Source organism: Citrobacter sp. Marseille-Q5395 (genome assembly GCF_947057495.1).
Classification (GTDB): Bacteria; Pseudomonadota; Gammaproteobacteria; order Enterobacterales; family Enterobacteriaceae; genus Citrobacter; species Citrobacter murliniae.
This window is the reverse complement of sequence record NZ_CAMSEL010000007.1, coordinates 1-19102: the sequence shown is the minus strand read 5'-3', so window position 1 is coordinate 19102 and position 19102 is coordinate 1. Positions and strand designations below refer to the sequence as shown.

Sequence of the window (19102 nt, the reverse complement as noted above, 5' to 3'; positions counted from 1 at the left end):
GATGAACGTTATTCAAACAGCAATTCCGGAAGTGTTGATCTTTGAACCGAAAGTGTTTGGAGATGAGCGTGGGTTCTTTTTCGAAAGTTTTAGTCAGAAAATTTTCGAAGAATCGGTTGGGCGTAAAATTACTTTTGTGCAGGATAATCACTCTAAATCGAGAAAAGGAGTGCTTAGAGGGCTGCATTTTCAAAAAGGATCACATGCCCAGGGCAAGTTAGTACGTTGCACGCTTGGTGAGGTATTTGATGTGGCTGTTGATATCCGCAAAAATTCACCGACATTTGGAAAATGGGTTGGCGTACATCTGTCAGCAGAAAATAAGAAGCAACTCTGGATACCTGAAGGTTTTGCACATGGTTTTGTCACACTGAGTGAAACCGCTGAGTTCCTTTATAAAGCAACAAATTATTATGCCCCATCTGCTGAGGGTAGCATATTGTGGAGTGATGAAATAATTGGTATCGAGTGGCCGATTACACAACCTCCAGAACTTTCAGCAAAAGATGCTGTTGCTCCGTCGTTAGAACAAGTTTCATTATCTGAGTAAGAATTACTGTGTCACATCTAATTAAGATTTTCCCATCCAATATTGAATTCTCAGGTGAAGAAGACTCGACAATCCTCGATTCTGCGCTCTCTGCGGGTATACATCTGGAGCACAGCTGTAAAAATGGAGATTGCGGGGTTTGTGAATCTACATTACTTGCCGGAGAAGCGACAGATCCCATGGGCAGGATATATGCACAAGGGGATAAAGTTCTCACCTGCAATTGTAAGCCTAAAAGTAATATACAGTTGCAGGCCCTTTACTATCCAGAATTACAAGGGCAGGTGAAGAAGATCGTACCTTGTAAAGTCAATAGTATCGATCTTGTTTCTGCTGATGTTATGAAGATCACTCTTCGTCTCCCCCCAACTGCTAAAATGAGTTTTCTTCCTGGGCAATATATTAATCTGCAATACAAAGGTGTAACGCGTAGCTATTCTATTGCGAATAGCAATGAAGCAGATGGTATTGAGTTACATATCAGGAATGTTATCAATGGCCAAATGAGTTCATTGATTTTCAATGAGTTACAAGTTAATACTTTGATGCGTATTGAAGGCCCGTGTGGAACTTTTTTCATTAGAGAAAACGATCGCCCAATTATTTTCATCGCCGGTGGTACAGGGTTTGCCCCTGTTAAATCCATGGTTGAGTATTTAGTGAAAAAAACAATCTCTCGCGATATCTATATTTATTGGGGGATGCCATTTGCGAAAGATTTCTATTCGAAAGTTCCTGACGAATGGAGCAGGGATTTTGATCGGATACATTTTATTCCCGTGGTGTCCGGGGATGATCAAACATGGAATGGGCGTAAAGGCTTTGTTCACCAGGCTGTGATGGAAGATTTTGACTCGCTTGAATCGTTTGATATTTATGCATGTGGGTCGCCCATCATGATCGATGTAAGCAAAAAAGACTTTATTTCGAAAAATCTGTCTGTTGATAATTTCTATTCTGATGCTTTTACCGCATCTAAATAATGATAATAGAGGGTTAGGTATGAAAGCGGTAATTCTGGCTGGTGGACTTGGTACCAGATTGAGTGAAGAAACAATAGTAAAACCAAAACCAATGGTTGAGATTGGTGGTAAGCCGATTCTTTGGCATATTATGAAAATGTATTCCGCCCACGGCATTAAAGATTTTATTATCTGTTGTGGATACAAGGGATATGTAATCAAAGAATACTTTGCGAACTATTTTCTGCATATGTCGGATGTAACATTTCATATGGCAGAAAATAGAATGGAAGTTCACCACAAGCGCGTAGAACCGTGGAATGTAACGCTAGTTGATACTGGTGATTCATCTATGACCGGTGGCCGTTTGAAACGTGTGGCTGAGTACGTAAAAGATGATGAAGCGTTTCTGTTTACATATGGCGATGGTGTTGCCGATCTCAATATCAGAGCTACGATCGATTTTCATAAAGCGCATGGCAAAAAAGCAACTTTGACGGCAACGTTCCCTCCTGGACGTTTTGGTGCCCTGGATATCCGTGGCGGCCAGGTTCAATCGTTCCAGGAGAAGCCTAAAGGCGATGGCGCGATGATCAACGGTGGTTTCTTCGTACTAAATCCTTCAGTGATCGATCTTATTGAAAATGATGCGACTACCTGGGAACAGGAACCGTTGATGACATTGGCTAAACAGGGAGAACTCATGGCTTACGAGCATGCAGGGTTCTGGCAGCCGATGGATACACTGCGCGATAAAACGTACCTTGAAGGTTTATGGGAAAAAGGTACTGCGCCCTGGAAAACATGGGAGTGACTGCATGATTGATAAGAGCTTCTGGCAGGGTAAACGCGTATTCATTACCGGCCATACGGGTTTTAAAGGTAGTTGGCTTTCTCTATGGCTAAGCGAAATGGGGGCAACACTAAAAGGTTACTCCCTTGAGGCCCCGACGAATCCTAGCTTATTTGACACCGCTAATATCAGTAACTTGATGGAATCGGAAATAGGCGATATTCGTGATTTTGATAAATTACGTAATTCTATAGCGTCTTTTAAGCCAGAAATTATTTTTCATATGGCTGCCCAGCCGCTAGTAAGGCTTTCTTATAAAGAACCTATCGAAACCTATTCAACAAACGTGATGGGCACTGTACATTTGCTTGAAGCGGTAAAACAGGTTGGGGGTATTAAGGCTGTAGTCAATATCACCAGCGATAAATGCTATGAAAACCGTGAATGGGTTTGGGGTTACCGCGAAAATGAAGCGATGGGCGGTTACGATCCCTACTCCAACAGCAAAGGCTGCGCTGAACTAGTTGCTTCCGCATTTCGTAATTCGTTTTTTAATCCTAAGGATTATGCAAACCATGGCGTTGGCTTGGCTTCGGTTAGGGCGGGTAATGTGATTGGTGGCGGTGATTGGGCAGAAGATCGCTTGATTCCAGATATTTTGCGTTCTTTTGAGAAAAAGAAGCAGGTCGTTATTCGCAATCCTCATTCCATTCGTCCATGGCAACATGTACTTGAACCGCTTTCTGGGTATATCGTGGTGGCACAGAGCCTCTATGTTGAGGGGGTCAAATATTCAGAAGGGTGGAATTTCGGTCCTCGTGAGGAGGATGCAAAAACGGTTGGGTTCATTGTCGACAAAATGGTGACATTATGGGGTGAGGGGGCCAGTTGGCAGTTGGATGGTCAGGATCATCCCCATGAGGCACACTATCTTAAACTGGATTGTTCGAAAGCCCATATGCAATTAGATTGGCACCCTAGATGGGAGCTCGTTGAAACACTTGGTCGTATTGTTAAATGGCATAAAGCATGGATAAACGGAGCAGATATGTTGGAATGCTCGAAACGTGAAATTCATGATTATATGACCACTACCACTTTTAGCTAAAATAGATAAGTACAGGAATTATAGCAATGACAGCAAAAAACCTGCGTGAACAAATATCCAAACTCGTTGCTGAGTATGCCGATGAGGCACTGAGCCCAAAACCATTTAATGCAGGTGTGAGTGTCGTCCCACCTTCAGGGAAGGTTATTGGTGCGAAAGAATTGCAATTGATGGTTGAAGCATCTTTAGATGGATGGCTTACAACGGGTCGTTTTAATGATGCTTTCGAGAAGAAACTCGGTGAGTTTATTGGCGTGCCTCACGTATTAACAACCACTTCAGGCTCATCAGCGAACTTGTTGGCTTTAACAGCATTAACGTCACCGAAACTTGGTGATCGTGCGCTCAAGCCTGGTGATGAAGTTATTACCGTAGCAGCAGGGTTTCCAACCACAGTTAACCCAACAATCCAGAATGGATTGATTCCTGTTTTTGTGGATGTTGATATCCCTACTTATAATGTTGACGCTTCACTTATTGAAGCCGCAGTGAGTGAAAAATCAAAAGCGATTATGATCGCCCATACACTGGGTAATACGTTTGATATAACGGAAGTGCGCCGTATTGCTGATAAGTATAACCTTTGGCTTATCGAAGACTGCTGCGATGCGCTCGGATCTACTTATGATGGTCAAATGGTCGGTACTTTTGGTGATATTGGTACTGTGAGTTTCTATCCTGCACACCATATCACAATGGGAGAAGGCGGGGCTGTATTTACCAAATCAGGCGAATTAAAGAAACTGATTGAATCCTTCCGTGACTGGGGACGTGATTGTTATTGTGCACCAGGTTGCGACAATACCTGTGGTAAACGTTTTGGACAGCAACTGGGTTCTCTGCCGTTCGGATACGACCATAAATATACCTACTCTCATTTGGGTTATAACCTGAAAATTACGGATATGCAGGCTGCATGTGGCCTGGCACAATTAGAACGTGTTGAAGAGTTCGTACAAAAACGCAAAGAGAACTTTGCATACCTTAAGCAAGGTTTGCAATCCTGTGCTGAGTTTCTTGAGTTACCGGAAGCCACAGAGAAATCTGACCCATCCTGGTTTGGTTTCCCGATCACGCTTAAAGAAACTAGCGGCGTTGAACGCATTGATTTAGTTAAGTTTCTTGATGAAGCCAAGATCGGTACCCGTCTGTTATTCGCAGGTAATCTGACTCGTCAACCGTATTTTGCGAATGTGAAGTACCGAGTAGTGGGTGAGTTAACAAATACAGATCGCATAATGAATCAAACCTTCTGGATTGGTATTTACCCAGGACTAACTACTGAGCATTTGGACTACGTAGTTAGCAAATTTGAAGAGTTCTTTGGTCTGAATTTCTAATTTTTGAGGGAGGGGAATGAATTCCCCTTTAACTATATGAAAATTCTCGTCATGGGAGCATTTGGATATCTTGGTTCACAACTTATGTCTTACTTTGAAAGCCAACATTCGGTAGTTGGTTTGGCAAGGAAGAAAAAAAGTGGGGATTACAGAAAAAATATTATTTATACTACAGATAGTGAGTGGGTTGAAAAGATTATAAAATTTAAGCCCGACATTGTTGTTAATACTGCTGCTTGCTATGGAAGAAATAACGAATCAGCATCGGTGCTTTTGGAAAGCAATATTCTCTTGCCTATCAAAGTAATAGAGTCCATTACATCATTTAATTCTGTTTTTATAAATTGTGGTACATCATTACCACAAGATGTAAATCTATATGCGTACACGAAACAAAAATTGCCTGAAATTGCACGGGTAATTATAAATAAGACAGATAATAAGTTTTTAGAATTGAAGTTAGAGCATTTTTTTGGTGCTTTTGATGGAGATGGTAAATTTACAAGTATGGTTATAAGAAGTTGCTTAAATAACAAAGCTATAAAATTAACTTCAGGGTCACAAAAGAGAGATTTTATATACATTAAAGATCTGCTATCCGCATTTGACTGCATTTTAAATCATATCCATGAGTTTCCGAAGTTTCACACAATAGAAGTAGGAAGCGGCGAGGCTGTATCTATTCGCGAATATGTTGATACCGTCCAAAGAATTACTAAAAGTTGTTCTGAAATTGAGTTCGGTGCAGTGGAACAAAGAGAGAATGAGTTAATGTATAGCTGTGCTAATGTAACAGAGCTTAAGAAAATAGGCTGGCAAAGAGAGTATTCTCTAGTTAACGCAATATCTGAAATAGTTGAGAAGGAAAAATAATGAAACTTTTAATTACTGGGGGCTGTGGTTTTCTTGGGAGTAATTTGGCCTCTTATGCCATTAACCAAGGATTTGAGGTCATTGTATTTGATAATTTATCACGCAAAGGTGCGATAAATAATTTACAGTGGCTTTCTTCATTAGGCAAATTTGATTTTGTACATGGTGATATTCGAAATAAAAATGATGTTACAAGATTAATTACTAAGTATATGCCAGATAGCTGTTTCCATCTGGCAGGACAGGTGGCAATGACCACATCCATTGATAACCCTTGCATGGATTTTGAAATTAATACAGGTGGTACATTAAACTTATTAGAGGCAGTAAGGCAGTATCAGCCAAGATGTAACATAATTTATTCATCTACGAATAAAGTATATGGAGATCTGGAGCAGTATGAATACAGGGAAACTGAAACTAGGTATACCTGTACTGATAGACCCAATGGGTTTGATGAGACAACCCAGCTAGATTTTCATTCGCCTTATGGATGTTCTAAAGGTGCTGCAGACCAATATATGCTTGATTATGCGAGGATTTTTGGCTTAAACACGGTAGTGTTCAGACATTCATCCATGTATGGTGGTAGACAATTTGCTAGCTATGATCAGGGTTGGGTTGGTTGGTTTTGCCAAAAAGCAGTTGAAATAAAAAAAGGTATTACTAAACCCTTTACTATTTCTGGGAACGGCAAACAAGTCAGAGATGTATTACATGCTGAAGATATGATTTCATTGTATTTTACGGCTCTAGCTAATGTGTCAAAAATTAGAGGTAATGCCTTTAATGTGGGAGGGACTATTTCTAACAGTCTGTCTTTACTTGAACTCTTCAAATTACTTGAGGAGTATAGCGAAATAGAAATGAAATATACAAATTTACCTGTGAGAGAGAGTGATCAGCGAGTTTTTGTTGCCGATATTACAAAAATTAGCAATGCAATTGGTTGGGCTCCAAATGTCTCTGCAACAGATGGTGTCCACAAGATGTATGATTGGACAAGTACTATCTGATATATTGCCCGTGAAGGCGGGCATGATTTAATATACATTAATCTTCATGGGATATATAAGTTGAAATCATTATGAGAGTATTGAGGTTGGCTAATGTTCCAAAACACCTTATTATTGCTGCGTCTTCTTGGTTATCAAAAATAATAATCGCAAGTGTTCAGTTAGTAAGTATAAAATTTTTACTGGAAATATTAGGAGAAGAATCATACGCAATATTTACACTTTTAACTGGTTTATTAATTTGGTTTAGCATTGCAGATATCGGTGTTGGCAGTAGCTTACAGAATTATATATCTGAGTTGAGAGTAAAGAATGAATCGTATGATTCATATATTAAAGCTGCAATACACATCTTATTCGCATCCTTAATTATATTTTCTGGCACATTGTTTTTATTGTCAGGCAAAGTGTCATCTCTATATCTATCTTCATTTAGCTATGAGATGAAAAATGGTTTGGCTACCCCTTTTTTTATAGCAAGTGTAATATTTATAACTGTCGGGATTGGGAATGTAGTATATAAGATATTATTTGCTGAACAATTGGGATGGAAAGCAAATGCAATTAATGCGGCATCCTATATGTTGGGGTTGCTCGGTGTTTTTCTCATACGCTATTTGAATTTGAATGCAAACATTACAACTTCTTTAATAGCATTATATGCACCTGTAGCCTTGCTACCAATTCTATACACACTATATCGATATATAAAAATTATAAAGATTGACGTAAATCTTGATAATTATAAGTCTTTATTATCACGTTCTACTGGCTTCCTAATGTTTTCGTTTTTATCAATATTGGTACTACAGGCTGATTATATTGTTATCTCACAAAAATTATCTGCTACAGATATTGTTAAATATACAGTAACGATGAAGATTTTTGGTTTGGTATTTTTTATTTATACGGCTGTATTACAGGCTTTATGGCCATTATGTGCCGAACTACGAGTTAAAATGCAATGGGAGAAGCTAAATAAATTAGTGTTCATTAATGTTTTTGGTGGGGTTCTTTTTATTAGTTGTAGCACTTTATTCATTTTTATTTTTAAAAGTTATATTTATAGCATCATAGCTAAAAATATTGATTACCGTATTAGTGGTATGGCGTTTGTCTTACTTGCAGTATATTTTAGTCTTCGCGTCTGGTGTGATACATTTGCTATGTTACTTCAAAGTATGAACCAATTAAGAATTCTTTGGTTCATAGTTCCTTGCCAGGCTTTGATCGGTGGAGCGGCTCAATGGATTCTGGCTGGAAGTTATGGGATTGTCGGCATTTTATGGGGACTGATTATTTCATTTGCATTAACAGTTTTTTGGGGGTTGCCTGTGTATTATATATATAAAATTAAAGGGTTAGCGTAACATGAAAGTATCTTTTTGTATTCCAACATATAATAGATCAAAATTTATTGATGAGCTGCTTAGTAGCATCAACAAACAGTCCGACCATTCGTTGAATATAGAAGTATGTATTTCAGATAATGCTTCAACTGATGATACCAAAGAATGTATAGAAATCTGGAGAAGGAAATATAACTTCCCAATTGTTTACCACAGGCATAGTGAAAATATTGGTCCTGATAGAAACTATCTAGCTGCAGTTAATATGGGAGGAGGGGATTACTGTTGGATTTTGGGGAGTGATGATATTCTTTCATATAATGCCTTGGCATTAATGGAGAAGAAACTTGCTGATGAATCTGATATTTATTTATGTGATAGGAGGGAGTTGGATTTATCGATGACAAAGATAACCAATCCGCATCGAAAATGGTTATCAGAAGATAGCAGGTTATTCTCTTTCAGAGATGATTCTGATTTAATTAAATACTTCAGTAAATGTAACTCTGTTGGTGGTTTGTTTAGCTATTTAAGTTCAATTATAGTCAGGAAAGATAGATGGTCTAGTATTAAGTTTGATGATTCGTATATTGGGACTGCATATTCTCATGTATATATTTTATTAAGAATAATAAGTGATCTGAATTCAACTTTACAATACATATCACAACCATTGGTTGATTGTAGAGGTGATAATGATACATTTGAAAGTAATGGCAAGGCTCGTCGTATAAAAATTGATTTCGTTGGTTACTTAAAATTAAAAAAAGATTTTTATAGTGATAATGAAAATTTATCTACCGCATTTGGACACGTTCTTTTGAAGGAGCGCCCTTGGGTTTATACATCCTTAGCTATGGCATGTTATGGTAATTCAGTTGATAGGGCAGAATTAGCATCTTATTATGAAGAACTTGGTTATCACCCATGGTTTACTCATTTCTTATTCCAGTTTGGAAAATTAGCCAATCATGCAAGAAAAATAAAAGCAGTAAAAAATATTGTCAAAAAAATACTCGTAGTGTGATGTTAAATAAAGTTGATGTTTTTCTATATAATGCTATGGTTTTTATCTAAGTAACTCTGCACTTTTGGGTTTTAGAATGCTGAGCAGAAATATGCAGTGACAGATGGCATTTAAATTACACGCAAGTAATGTGTTTATTAATATTAATACTTGCTGACATTAGTGATTTCTAATTTTTTTACTCTACCCTGAATGATTTTATTCCGCTTATGCGTTTGATTTGGGATCTATAAATAATGGTATCTAGGATATATTTATGAGGCTATCCGATCGAGGGGCTATTATTTTCATGTTTTTATTGGTCGTAAAGAATATTAAATTAGCACTCTTGATATTTTTATCTTTTTACTAAGTCATTAATTTATTTAAAGTGCGGTTCCTTATTTAGTTCTAATCATGAATTTCGATTTGTTTTAGTTAAAATTTTATTAAGAAATATTTTTTCTATTAATTATTCTTATGGTAATCGCTACACAAGCACGAATGGAAAAACGGAGAGCTATTCAATGATAGTCAACCTATCACGTTTAGGTAAAAGTGGTACGGGAATGTGGCAATATTCGATTAAATTTTTAGCGGCACTGCGTGAAATAAAGAATATTGAAGCAATTATCTGTAGCAAGGTGCATTCTGAATATTTTGAAAATCTCGGTTTTGCAGTAATTACAGTTCCGAATATTGTTAGCAATACATCTAAAACATCACGAATTAGGCCACTGTTATGGTATGCATATAGCTACTGGCTTGCTCTGAGAGTTTTTATTAAATATGGTAATAAGGAATTGGTGTGTACTACACATCACACTATTCCCTTACTTAGAAATCAAACGATCACAGTACATGATTTAAGACCTTTTTATTATCCAGATAGTTTTATCCAAAAGTTATATTTCCGGTTTATGCTGAAAATGTCCGTTAAGCGGTGTAAACACGTTTTAACGGTTTCTTATACCGTTAAGGATAGCATTGCTAAAATATATAACGTGGATAGTGAAAAAATATCAGTAATTTATAATAGTGTTAATGAATCTGATTTTATACAAAAAAAAGAGAAAAAGAATTATTTTTTGGCTGTTGGTGCAAGTTGGCCACATAAAAATATTCATTCATTTATAAAAAATAAAAATGTCTGGGCTGGTCTTTATGATTTAATTATTGTATGTGGTCGTACTGACTATGCTATATCACTACAGAAAATGGTCTCTGAACTGGAACTCACAGACAAAGTGAAGTTTGTACATGAGATCTCATTTAATGAGTTGAAAATTTTATATTCTGAAGCTTACGCGCTTGTTTATCCATCTCTTGATGAAGGTTTTGGTATACCTCCAATTGAAGCAATGGCATCAAATACTCCAGTTATAGTATCCGATATTCCGGTATTTCGAGAAGTGTTAACCGATAGTGCATTATATGTGAATCCTGATGATGCAAAAAGCTGGCAGAGTGCAATAAAGAGCATAGAGAAATTGCCTGATACAATTTATCGATTTGATAATTATGTCGCTCGATATGACTTTGATAATATGAAACAAATGGTTGGGAATTGGCTGGCGGAATCAAAATAAATGAAAATAACGTTAATTATTCCTACATATAATGCTGGTTCGCTCTGGCCTAATGTTCTAAATGCTATAAAGCAACAAACTATGTATCCGGATAAAGTGATTGTTATAGATTCGGGTTCTAAAGACGGTACGGTTCAGTTAGCCTCAGACTTGGATAATATATCAGTTTTGCATATTCACTCTAAGGACTTTAATCATGGAGGTACAAGGAATCTAGCGGTTACAAAAGCACTCGGCTCTGATGTTATAATATTTCTAACACAAGATGCAATTCTCGCAGATACGGATGCACTTAAAAATTTAGTTTCTTATTTTTCAGATCCATTGATAGCAGCAGTTTGCGGTAGACAACTTCCTCATAAAGATGCTAACCCCCTTGCAGTTCATGCTAGAAATTTTAATTATAGCTCAAAGTCTATTGTTAAAAGCAAAGCTGATATAGAAAGCTTGGGTATCAAAACTGTATTTATGTCTAATTCTTTCGCTGCTTATCGCCGCTCTATTTTTGAAGAGTTGGGAGGGTTCCCTGAACATACAATTCTTGCCGAGGATATGTTTATGGCGGCTAAGATGATTCTGGCAGGTTATAAAGTTGCCTATTGCGCTGAGGCGGTAGTAAAACACTCCCATAATTATACCCCGCGGGAAGAATTTCAGCGATATTTTGATACGGGTGTTTTCCATGCTTGTACTCCATGGATCCAGCGTGACTTTGGCGGTGCTGGTGGAGAAGGATTGCGGTTTGTTAAATCAGAGATGCGTTTTCTTCTTAAAGAATCACCTTTATGGATACCTAGAGCATTATTGACAATCTTTGCGAAGCTACTGGGCTATAAGTTAGGAAAGCGTTGGCAATCCCTACCATTGCCATTGTGCCGAACTTTAAGTATGTATAAGAGTTTCTGGAATAATTTCCAGGGATTAAAATCGAAAGAGATAAGATAAATGTCTGTTCTTCCCGTAATAATGGCAGGTGGTACAGGTAGTCGTCTGTGGCCACTTTCTCGTGAGTATCATCCCAAGCAGTTCCTTAGCGTTGAAGGTAAGTTATCAATGCTGCAAAATACGATAGCGAGATTGTCACCTCTCTCAATAGAGGCGCCGGTTGTTATTTGTAATGACCGTCATCGCTTTCTTGTTGCGGAGCAGCTTCGTGCTGTCGACAAACTTGCTAATAATATTATTCTTGAACCCGTGGGCCGTAATACGGCGCCTGCGATTGCACTTGCTGCATTCGGTGCGCGACAAAATCAGCAGGACAATGATCCACTGTTATTGATTCTTGCCGCTGACCATATTATTCGAGATGATACTGCTTTTATTCGAGCCATTAAGCAGGCTGAACCCTTAGCTCACCAGGGTAAGCTTGTAACTTTTGGTATTGTCCCGACTCATGCAGAGACGGGATATGGATATATACGTCGTGGTGAGAATATCGGGGATGATGCATATGCAGTTGCAAAGTTTGTTGAGAAACCTGACTTTGATACGGCCTGCCATTACCTTGATACGGGGAAATATTACTGGAACAGCGGCATGTTCTTGTTTCGCGCGAGCAGTTATTTAAATGAGCTAAAGCATTGGTCACCTGATATTTATCTCGCTTGTGAAAAAGCCGTAGGACGCGTAAATCCCGATCTTGATTTTATCCGTATTGATAAAGAGGCATTTGCCCTATGCCCGAGTGATTCAATCGATTATGCGGTGATGGAACATACGCAGCATGCGGTGGTTGTGCCGATGGATGCAGGCTGGTCAGATGTGGGATCATGGTCTTCACTGTGGGATATTTCTGCAAAAGATCAGCAAAGAAACGTCTTACATGGTGACGTGTTTACCCATAATAGTGCAGATAACTATATTTATTCGGAAAGTGCATTTGTGAGTACTGTAGGAGTAAATAATCTCGTTATTGTTCAAACAGCAGATGCTGTACTTGTTGCGAATAAAGATGATGTACAGGATGTTAAAAAAATTGTAGACCATTTAAAGCAAAAAAATAGAGATGAGTATAAGCAACATCAGGAAGTTTTCCGTCCGTGGGGGAAATATAATGTAATCGATAGTGGTGATAATTATTTGGTTAAACGCATTATTGTTAAACCCGGAGAAAAATTTGTTGCGCAAATGCACCATTATCGTGCAGAACACTGGATTGTGGTATCAGGTACTGCCCGTGTTACAAAGGGAGATCAGACCTTTTTGGTCTCAGAAAATGAGTCAACGTTTATTCCACTTAAAACTATTCATGCGTTAGAAAACCCTGGGCTAGTTCCATTAGAATTAATTGAAATCCAGTCTGGCTCTTATCTTGGTGAGGATGACATTATCCGCCTTGAGCAACGTTCAGGATTTTCGGAGGAAGGGACAGATGAACCGAGTTTATAATAGCCACGATGTAATTAAAGCTTCAGGTATCGCTTTTGGAACCAGTGGCGCGCGGGGGCTTGTTATCGATTTTACACCTGAGGTCTGTGCAGCATTTACCGCTTCGTTTGTGACCGTTATGCAGCAACATTTTTCGTTTGAAAAGGTTGCATTGGCGATTGATAATCGACCAAGCAGCTACGCAATGGCTCAGGCTTGTGCTGCAGCGTTGGAAGATTACGGAATTAGCATTATTTTTTATGGCGTTATTCCAACTCCGGCTTTAGCTCTTCAGGCGATGGCCGAAAAAATTCCCGCGATCATGGTAACGGGTAGTCACATACCGTTTGATCGGAATGGTCTAAAATTTTACCGCCCCGATGGTGAAATAACGAAGGATGATGAGTTAGCGATTCTGAATGCTGAAGCTACATGCAAACAGCTCGTTCTTAAGGCGTTGGCAGTCTCAACGATTGCTGCTGAAAATTACATCTCACGTTATCTCTCCCTGTTCCCGATACCTTTCCTTAAGAATAAGCGTATTGGTATTTATGAACACTCAAGTGCAGGGCGTGAGCTCTATAAACCCTTATTCGAGGCCTTAGGTGCTGAAGTCATCAGCTTAGGCAGAAGCGATAATTTTATACCTATTGATACCGAAGCGGTAAGTGAAGAGGATAGGGAACAAGCGATTCGTTGGGCTGAACATTTCAAACTAGATGCTATCTTTTCTACTGATGGTGATGGCGACAGACCTTTAATTTCGGATGAGAAAGGGAACTGGTTACGAGGGGATGTATTAGGTTTGCTGTGCTCATTGGCGTTAAATGCTGATGCAGTCGCTATCCCTGTGAGTTGTAATAGCATCATATCTTCCTGTCATTTTTTCAAGCATGTGGAACTTACAAAGATTGGCTCACCTTATGTGATCGCTGCCTTTCCTGAATTATCAAAAAGTTATGAGCGTATTGCGGGCTTTGAGGCTAACGGTGGGTTCCTGCTAGGAAGCGATGTCGTCATCAACGGTAAGTTATTACCTGCTCTACCAACTCGTGATGCGGTATTACCCGCTATCATGCTTCTTTACAGCAGCAGAGATAAAAATGTTAGCAGTCTTGTTGAACAGTTACCTTGTCGATATACCCATTCTGATCGATTACAGAATGTCAGCCTTGAACAGAGCCGTAAGCTGATCAAAACAGGCATGGAAAATCCGCAATCGTTGTTGAATGTTATTGGTTTACAAGATGAAATCGCTGTATCTGTAGATACAACCGATGGGGTTAGGATTACGCTTGGAAGTAGCTGTATAGTACATTTACGACCGTCAGGGAATGCGCCGGAGTTGCGTTGTTATGCTGAGGCTAATTCTCTGGAGTCTGCTCAACATATTGTGGAAAGAGTTCTCGCATACATCAGCAATGCTTAACAAGAAAACTGTTTTCTTTTCATTTATGTATTGAAAATACTAAACGGAATAAATTTTTTTGACGTGTTAATACCCATTTAGAGGGTGAAGGTTAATGGATAATATTGATAATAAGTATAATCCACACTTATGTAAGATCTTATTAGCTATATCAGATCTGGTTTGTTTTAATGTGGCTTTGTGGTTATCTTTGGGATGCGTGTACCTGATTTTTGATGGGGTACAGCGATTTGTTCCACAGGAACAACTAGATACACGTGTCATTTCCCATTTCATTCTCTCTATAGTGTGTGTGGGGTGGTTTTGGGTTCGTTTGCGTCATTATACCTATCGCAAGCCATTCTGGTATGAATTAAAAGAGATTTTTCGTACCATTGTGATTTTTGCTGTTTTTGATTTGGCGCTAATTGCATTTACGAAATGGCAGTTTTCTCGCTATGTTTGGGGGTTTTGCTGGTCGTTTGCATTGATATTGGTACCCTTATTCCGTGTACTTACAAAGCATTTGCTTAACAAACTTGGAATCTGGAAGAAGAAAACCATCATTCTCGGAAGTGGCCAAAATGCACTCGGAGCATACAGTGCTCTTCAGAGTGAAGAGATGATGGGATTTGATGTTGTTGCTTTCTTTGATACTGATGCAATTCATTCTGAGATTAATGGGTTACCAATAATAAAAGAAGATAAAGAAATCTGGAGTTTGAATCGTACAGGTGATATTCATTATATTCTTGCCTATGAATATACTGAGTTAGATAAAACACAATTTTGGCTTCGTGAGTTATCAAAGCATCATTGCCGATCAGTAACTGTGGTTCCTTCTTTTCGCGGATTGCCATTGTATAATACAGATATGTCCTTTATTTTTAGCCATGAAGTTATGCTGTTAAGGATACAGAACAATCTTGCAAAGCGTACCTCCCGTTTCCTTAAACGAACATTTGACATCGTTTGTTCAATATTAATTCTATTAGTGGCATCACCCCTTATGATTTATCTTTGGTATAAAGTTACCCGAGATGGAGGTCCAGCGATTTACGGCCATCAACGCGTAGGGCGGAACGGTAAATTATTTCCGTGTTATAAATTTCGTTCAATGGTGATGAATTCGCAAGAAGTATTGAAAGATCTTCTGGATAAAGATCCCGATGCGAGAGCTGAGTGGGAAAAAGATTTTAAACTTAAAAATGACCCTCGCATTACTGCTGTTGGGCGTTTTATTCGAAAAACCAGTCTTGATGAATTACCCCAACTGTTCAATGTATTAAAAGGTGAGATGAGTTTGGTTGGGCCACGCCCAATCATTTCGGATGAACTTGAACGGTATTGTGATGATGTTGACTATTATTTGATGGCAAAACCAGGAATGACAGGTCTGTGGCAAGTTAGTGGTCGCAATGATGTGGACTATGAAACGCGTGTGTATTTTGACTCCTGGTATGTCAAGAACTGGACACTCTGGAATGATATTGCCATTTTGTTTAAGACAGTGAAGGTTGTTTTACATCGAGACGGCGCGTATTGAGTCTCGTTAGACATGGCTGATTACTACCCAAAAGGAAGCTCTGGTACATCAATTACTACCTTCCTGCCTTGCCTCTGAGTTAACATGCTATTCACTTAAGCCCCCGGAGTTTGTCCCGGTGGGTAACCACACCTGACAGGAGTATGTAATGTCCAAGCAACAGATCGGCGTCGTCGGTATGGCAGTGATGGGGCGCAACCTGGCGCTCAACATCGAAAGCCGTGGTTATACCGTCTCCGTTTTCAACCGCTCCCGTGAAAAGACCGAAGAAGTGATTGCCGAGAACCCTGGCAAGAAACTGGTGCCTTACTACACGGTAAAAGAGTTTGTTGAATCCCTCGAAACGCCTCGTCGTATCCTGTTAATGGTGAAAGCGGGAGCAGGTACAGACGCTGCCATTGATTCCCTGAAGCCGTATCTGGACAAAGGCGATATCATTATTGATGGCGGTAACACCTTCTTCCAGGACACCATTCGTCGCAATCGTGAACTGTCGGCCGAAGGCTTTAACTTCATCGGTACCGGCGTGTCCGGTGGTGAAGAGGGCGCACTGAAAGGGCCTTCTATCATGCCTGGTGGCCAGAAAGAGGCTTACGAACTGGTCGCGCCAATTCTGACCAAAATCGCAGCTGTTGCCGAAGATGGTGAGCCATGTGTAACCTATATTGGCGCCGATGGTGCGGGCCACTATGTGAAGATGGTCCACAACGGTATTGAATACGGTGACATGCAGTTGATTGCTGAAGCCTACTCTCTGCTGAAAGGTGGTTTGAACCTGTCTAACGAAGAGCTGGCGACCACCTTCACCGAGTGGAACGAAGGTGAATTAAGCAGCTACCTGATTGACATCACCAAAGATATCTTCACTAAAAAGGATGAAGACGGTAAATATTTGGTTGATGTGATCTTGGATGAAGCGGCGAACAAAGGTACCGGTAAATGGACCAGCCAAAGTTCTCTGGATCTTGGGGAACCCCTGTCTCTGATCACTGAGTCTGTATTCGCTCGTTACATCTCCTCCCTTAAAGACCAGCGTGTTGCTGCATCTAAAGTGCTGTCTGGTCCGCAGGCTAAACTGGCTGGTGATAAAGCAGAGTTCGTTGAGAAAGTACGTCGCGCTCTGTACCTGGGCAAAATCGTCTCCTATGCGCAGGGTTTCTCTCAACTGCGCGCTGCGTCTGACGAGTACAACTGGGATCTGAATTACGGTGAAATCGCGAAGATCTTCCGCGCAGGCTGTATCATTCGCGCTCAGTTCCTGCAGAAGATCACTGATGCTTATGCTGAAAACAAAGGCATCGCAAATCTGCTGTTGGCTCCTTACTTCAAAAACATCGCTGACGAATATCAGCAGGCGCTGCGTGATGTAGTGGCTTATGCTGTGCAGAATGGTATCCCGGTACCGACGTTCTCTGCCGCCGTAGCATACTATGACAGCTACCGTTCTGCGGTATTGCCGGCGAACCTGATTCAGGCTCAGCGTGACTACTTCGGTGCACACACCTATAAACGCACTGATAAAGAAGGTGTGTTCCACACCGAATGGCTGGATTAATCTGATTTAACCCAACCGTAAATGCAGGCCCGGAGCGCTCCTCCGGGCTTTTTTATGGGCAAAAAACGGCATTCGGCTTGGTCTGATAGGCCTTACAGTTATAAATCACGATATAATGATTGCATGCTGATCCGATACGACAAAGTTGGGTCTAACGATGGTGACACGTTCACCCTTAAATGTTTAACCGGAAGAAGTTGCAGAGCGAATGAAGATAACTATCTCAGGAACAGGTTACGTAGGCCTGTCGAACGGCATTCTGATCGCCCAGCACCATGAAGTGGTTGCCCTGGATATCGTTCAGTCTAAAGTCGACATGCTGAATCAGAAAAAATCGCCGATTGTTGATAAAGAGATCGAAGAGTATCTGGCCACGAAACCGCTGAATTTCCGTGCGACAACCGATAAGAATGATGCTTACCGCGATGCTGACTACGTTATTATCGCCACCCCGACTGATTACGACCCGAAAACCAACTACTTCAACACCTCCAGTGTGGAATCAGTAATCCGCGATGTTGTTGAAATTAATCCAAATGCAGTGATGGTCATAAAATCCACCATTCCGGTGGGCTTTACGAATTCCATTAAGGAGCAGTTGGGTATCGACAATATCTTTTTTTCGCCGGAGTTTTTGCGTGAAGGCCGTGCGCTATACGACAACCTGCATCCGTCTCGTATCGTAATTGGTGAGCGTTCCGAGCGCGCCGAGCGTTTTGCTGCACTGCTACAGGAAGGGGCCGTGAAGAAAGATATTCCGACCCTGTTTACCGACTCTACCGAAGCCGAAGCTATTAAGCTTTTCGCCAACACTTATCTTGCGCTGCGCGTAGCCTATTTTAACGAGCTGGACAGCTATGCAGAGAGTCTGGGGCTGAATTCGCGTCAGATTATTGAAGGAGTATGCCTGGATCCGCGTATCGGCAACCATTACAACAACCCATCATTCGGTTACGGTGGCTACTGCCTGCCGAAAGATACTAAGCAGTTGTTGGCTAACTATGCTTCAGTACCGAATAATATTATTGGCGCGATTGTTGATGCTAACCGTACGCGTAAAGATTTTATTGCTGACTCTATCCTCGCCCGTAAGCCGAAGGTGGTGGGGGTGTATCGCCTGATTATGAAGAGTGGTTCTGATAACTTCCGTGCATCTTCCATTCAGGGAATAATGAAACGGATTAAAGCTAAGGGTGTGCCCGTTATTATTTATGAACCCGTCATGAAAGAGGATGAGTTCTTCCGTTCTCGAGTGATACGTGACTTAGACGCCTTTAAGAATGAAGCAGATATTATTATTTCTAACCGTATGACGCCGGAACTGGATGATGTCGCCGAAAAGGTGTACACGCGAGATCTGTTTGGCAATGATTAAATATCGTTTCTGTATAAAAGGCCTTTTGAAAGGCCTTTTATTACATTAATGACCCATCCTGAATAGCGTTGGCACGTTCCTGACTTAAATACGGAGAACGTGATGATGACTGAGTTCAAACGCACCCAACGCGATTACCCTCTATCCTTTAAAATAGCTGTTGTTGAGCAGGTTGAAAAAGGCGAGATGACCTATAAACAGGCCCAGCAGCGGTATGGTATTCAGGGGCGCTCCACCGTTCTTGTCTGGTTGCGTAAGTATGGCC

At 40.2% G+C, this 19102-nt stretch carries 17 protein-coding genes; all 17 read left to right on the top strand.

Annotation, left to right across the window (positions count from 1 at the left end; translation table 11 throughout):
• The first annotated feature begins 1 nt into the window (after position 1).
• Complete coding sequence (gene rfbC / locus OH663_RS09795; protein WP_045444659.1) at positions 2 to 550, top strand: dTDP-4-dehydrorhamnose 3,5-epimerase; 549 nt, start codon at positions 2 to 4, stop codon at positions 548 to 550.
• An 8-nt stretch (positions 551 to 558) separates the two neighbouring features.
• Positions 559 to 1533 (top strand): CDP-6-deoxy-delta-3,4-glucoseen reductase, encoded by a 975-nt coding sequence (locus OH663_RS09790; protein ID WP_200012661.1) that lies wholly within the window; start codon positions 559 to 561, stop codon positions 1531 to 1533.
• Positions 1534 to 1552: 19 nt separating this feature from the next.
• Positions 1553 to 2326, top strand: a complete 774-nt coding sequence (rfbF, locus tag OH663_RS09785; RefSeq protein ID WP_045444653.1) for a glucose-1-phosphate cytidylyltransferase — start codon at positions 1553 to 1555, stop codon at positions 2324 to 2326.
• A gap of 4 nt (positions 2327 to 2330) precedes the next feature.
• Positions 2331 to 3413: a CDP-glucose 4,6-dehydratase gene (rfbG, locus tag OH663_RS09780; RefSeq protein WP_200012659.1), complete on the top strand. Its 1083-nt coding sequence runs from the start codon at positions 2331 to 2333 to the stop codon at positions 3411 to 3413.
• A 26-nt stretch (positions 3414 to 3439) separates the two neighbouring features.
• Entirely contained in the window at positions 3440 to 4753 is a 1314-nt protein-coding gene (rfbH, locus tag OH663_RS09775; protein WP_200012657.1) for a lipopolysaccharide biosynthesis protein RfbH, read from the top strand.
• 36 nt (positions 4754 to 4789) lie between these two features.
• Complete coding sequence (locus OH663_RS09770) at positions 4790 to 5626, top strand: NAD-dependent epimerase/dehydratase (protein ID WP_200012655.1); 837 nt, start codon at positions 4790 to 4792, stop codon at positions 5624 to 5626.
• Positions 5626 to 6642, top strand: a complete 1017-nt coding sequence (gene rfbE / locus OH663_RS09765; RefSeq protein WP_200012653.1) for a CDP-paratose 2-epimerase — start codon at positions 5626 to 5628, stop codon at positions 6640 to 6642. The genes OH663_RS09770 and rfbE overlap by 1 nt, the downstream gene beginning before the upstream one ends.
• 71 nt (positions 6643 to 6713) lie before the next feature.
• Positions 6714 to 8012 carry an MATE family efflux transporter gene (locus tag OH663_RS09760; RefSeq protein ID WP_200012643.1) on the top strand — a complete coding sequence of 433 codons (1299 nt, stop codon included), beginning with the start codon at positions 6714 to 6716 and terminating at the stop codon, positions 8010 to 8012.
• A gap of 1 nt (position 8013) precedes the next feature.
• Entirely contained in the window at positions 8014 to 9018 is a 1005-nt protein-coding gene (locus OH663_RS09755) for a glycosyltransferase family 2 protein (protein ID WP_200012641.1), read from the top strand.
• Positions 9019 to 9524: 506 nt separating this feature from the next.
• Positions 9525 to 10586 carry a glycosyltransferase family 4 protein gene (locus tag OH663_RS09750; protein WP_200012638.1) on the top strand — a complete coding sequence of 354 codons (1062 nt, stop codon included), beginning with the start codon at positions 9525 to 9527 and terminating at the stop codon, positions 10584 to 10586.
• Positions 10587 to 11531, top strand: coding sequence for an O antigen biosynthesis rhamnosyltransferase RfbN (rfbN, locus tag OH663_RS09745; protein WP_200012637.1), 945 nt, complete (start codon positions 10587 to 10589; stop codon positions 11529 to 11531).
• Positions 11532 to 12974 carry a mannose-1-phosphate guanylyltransferase/mannose-6-phosphate isomerase gene (locus tag OH663_RS09740; protein WP_200012635.1) on the top strand — a complete coding sequence of 481 codons (1443 nt, stop codon included), beginning with the start codon at positions 11532 to 11534 and terminating at the stop codon, positions 12972 to 12974.
• Positions 12958 to 14382, top strand: a complete 1425-nt coding sequence (locus tag OH663_RS09735) for a phosphomannomutase (protein ID WP_200012633.1) — start codon at positions 12958 to 12960, stop codon at positions 14380 to 14382. The genes OH663_RS09740 and OH663_RS09735 overlap by 17 nt, the downstream gene beginning before the upstream one ends.
• A 94-nt stretch (positions 14383 to 14476) precedes the next feature.
• Complete coding sequence (locus tag OH663_RS09730; RefSeq protein ID WP_200012631.1) at positions 14477 to 15907, top strand: undecaprenyl-phosphate galactose phosphotransferase; 1431 nt, start codon at positions 14477 to 14479, stop codon at positions 15905 to 15907.
• Between the two features lie 148 nt (positions 15908 to 16055).
• Complete coding sequence (gene gndA / locus OH663_RS09725) at positions 16056 to 17462, top strand: NADP-dependent phosphogluconate dehydrogenase (protein WP_045444613.1); 1407 nt, start codon at positions 16056 to 16058, stop codon at positions 17460 to 17462.
• Between the two features lie 208 nt (positions 17463 to 17670).
• Positions 17671 to 18837 carry a UDP-glucose 6-dehydrogenase gene (gene ugd, locus OH663_RS09720; RefSeq protein ID WP_045444610.1) on the top strand — a complete coding sequence of 389 codons (1167 nt, stop codon included), beginning with the start codon at positions 17671 to 17673 and terminating at the stop codon, positions 18835 to 18837.
• A gap of 102 nt (positions 18838 to 18939) precedes the next feature.
• Positions 18940 to 19102: helix-turn-helix domain-containing protein (locus OH663_RS09715; RefSeq protein ID WP_023892047.1), on the top strand; the 163-nt coding region annotated here is incomplete at its 3' end.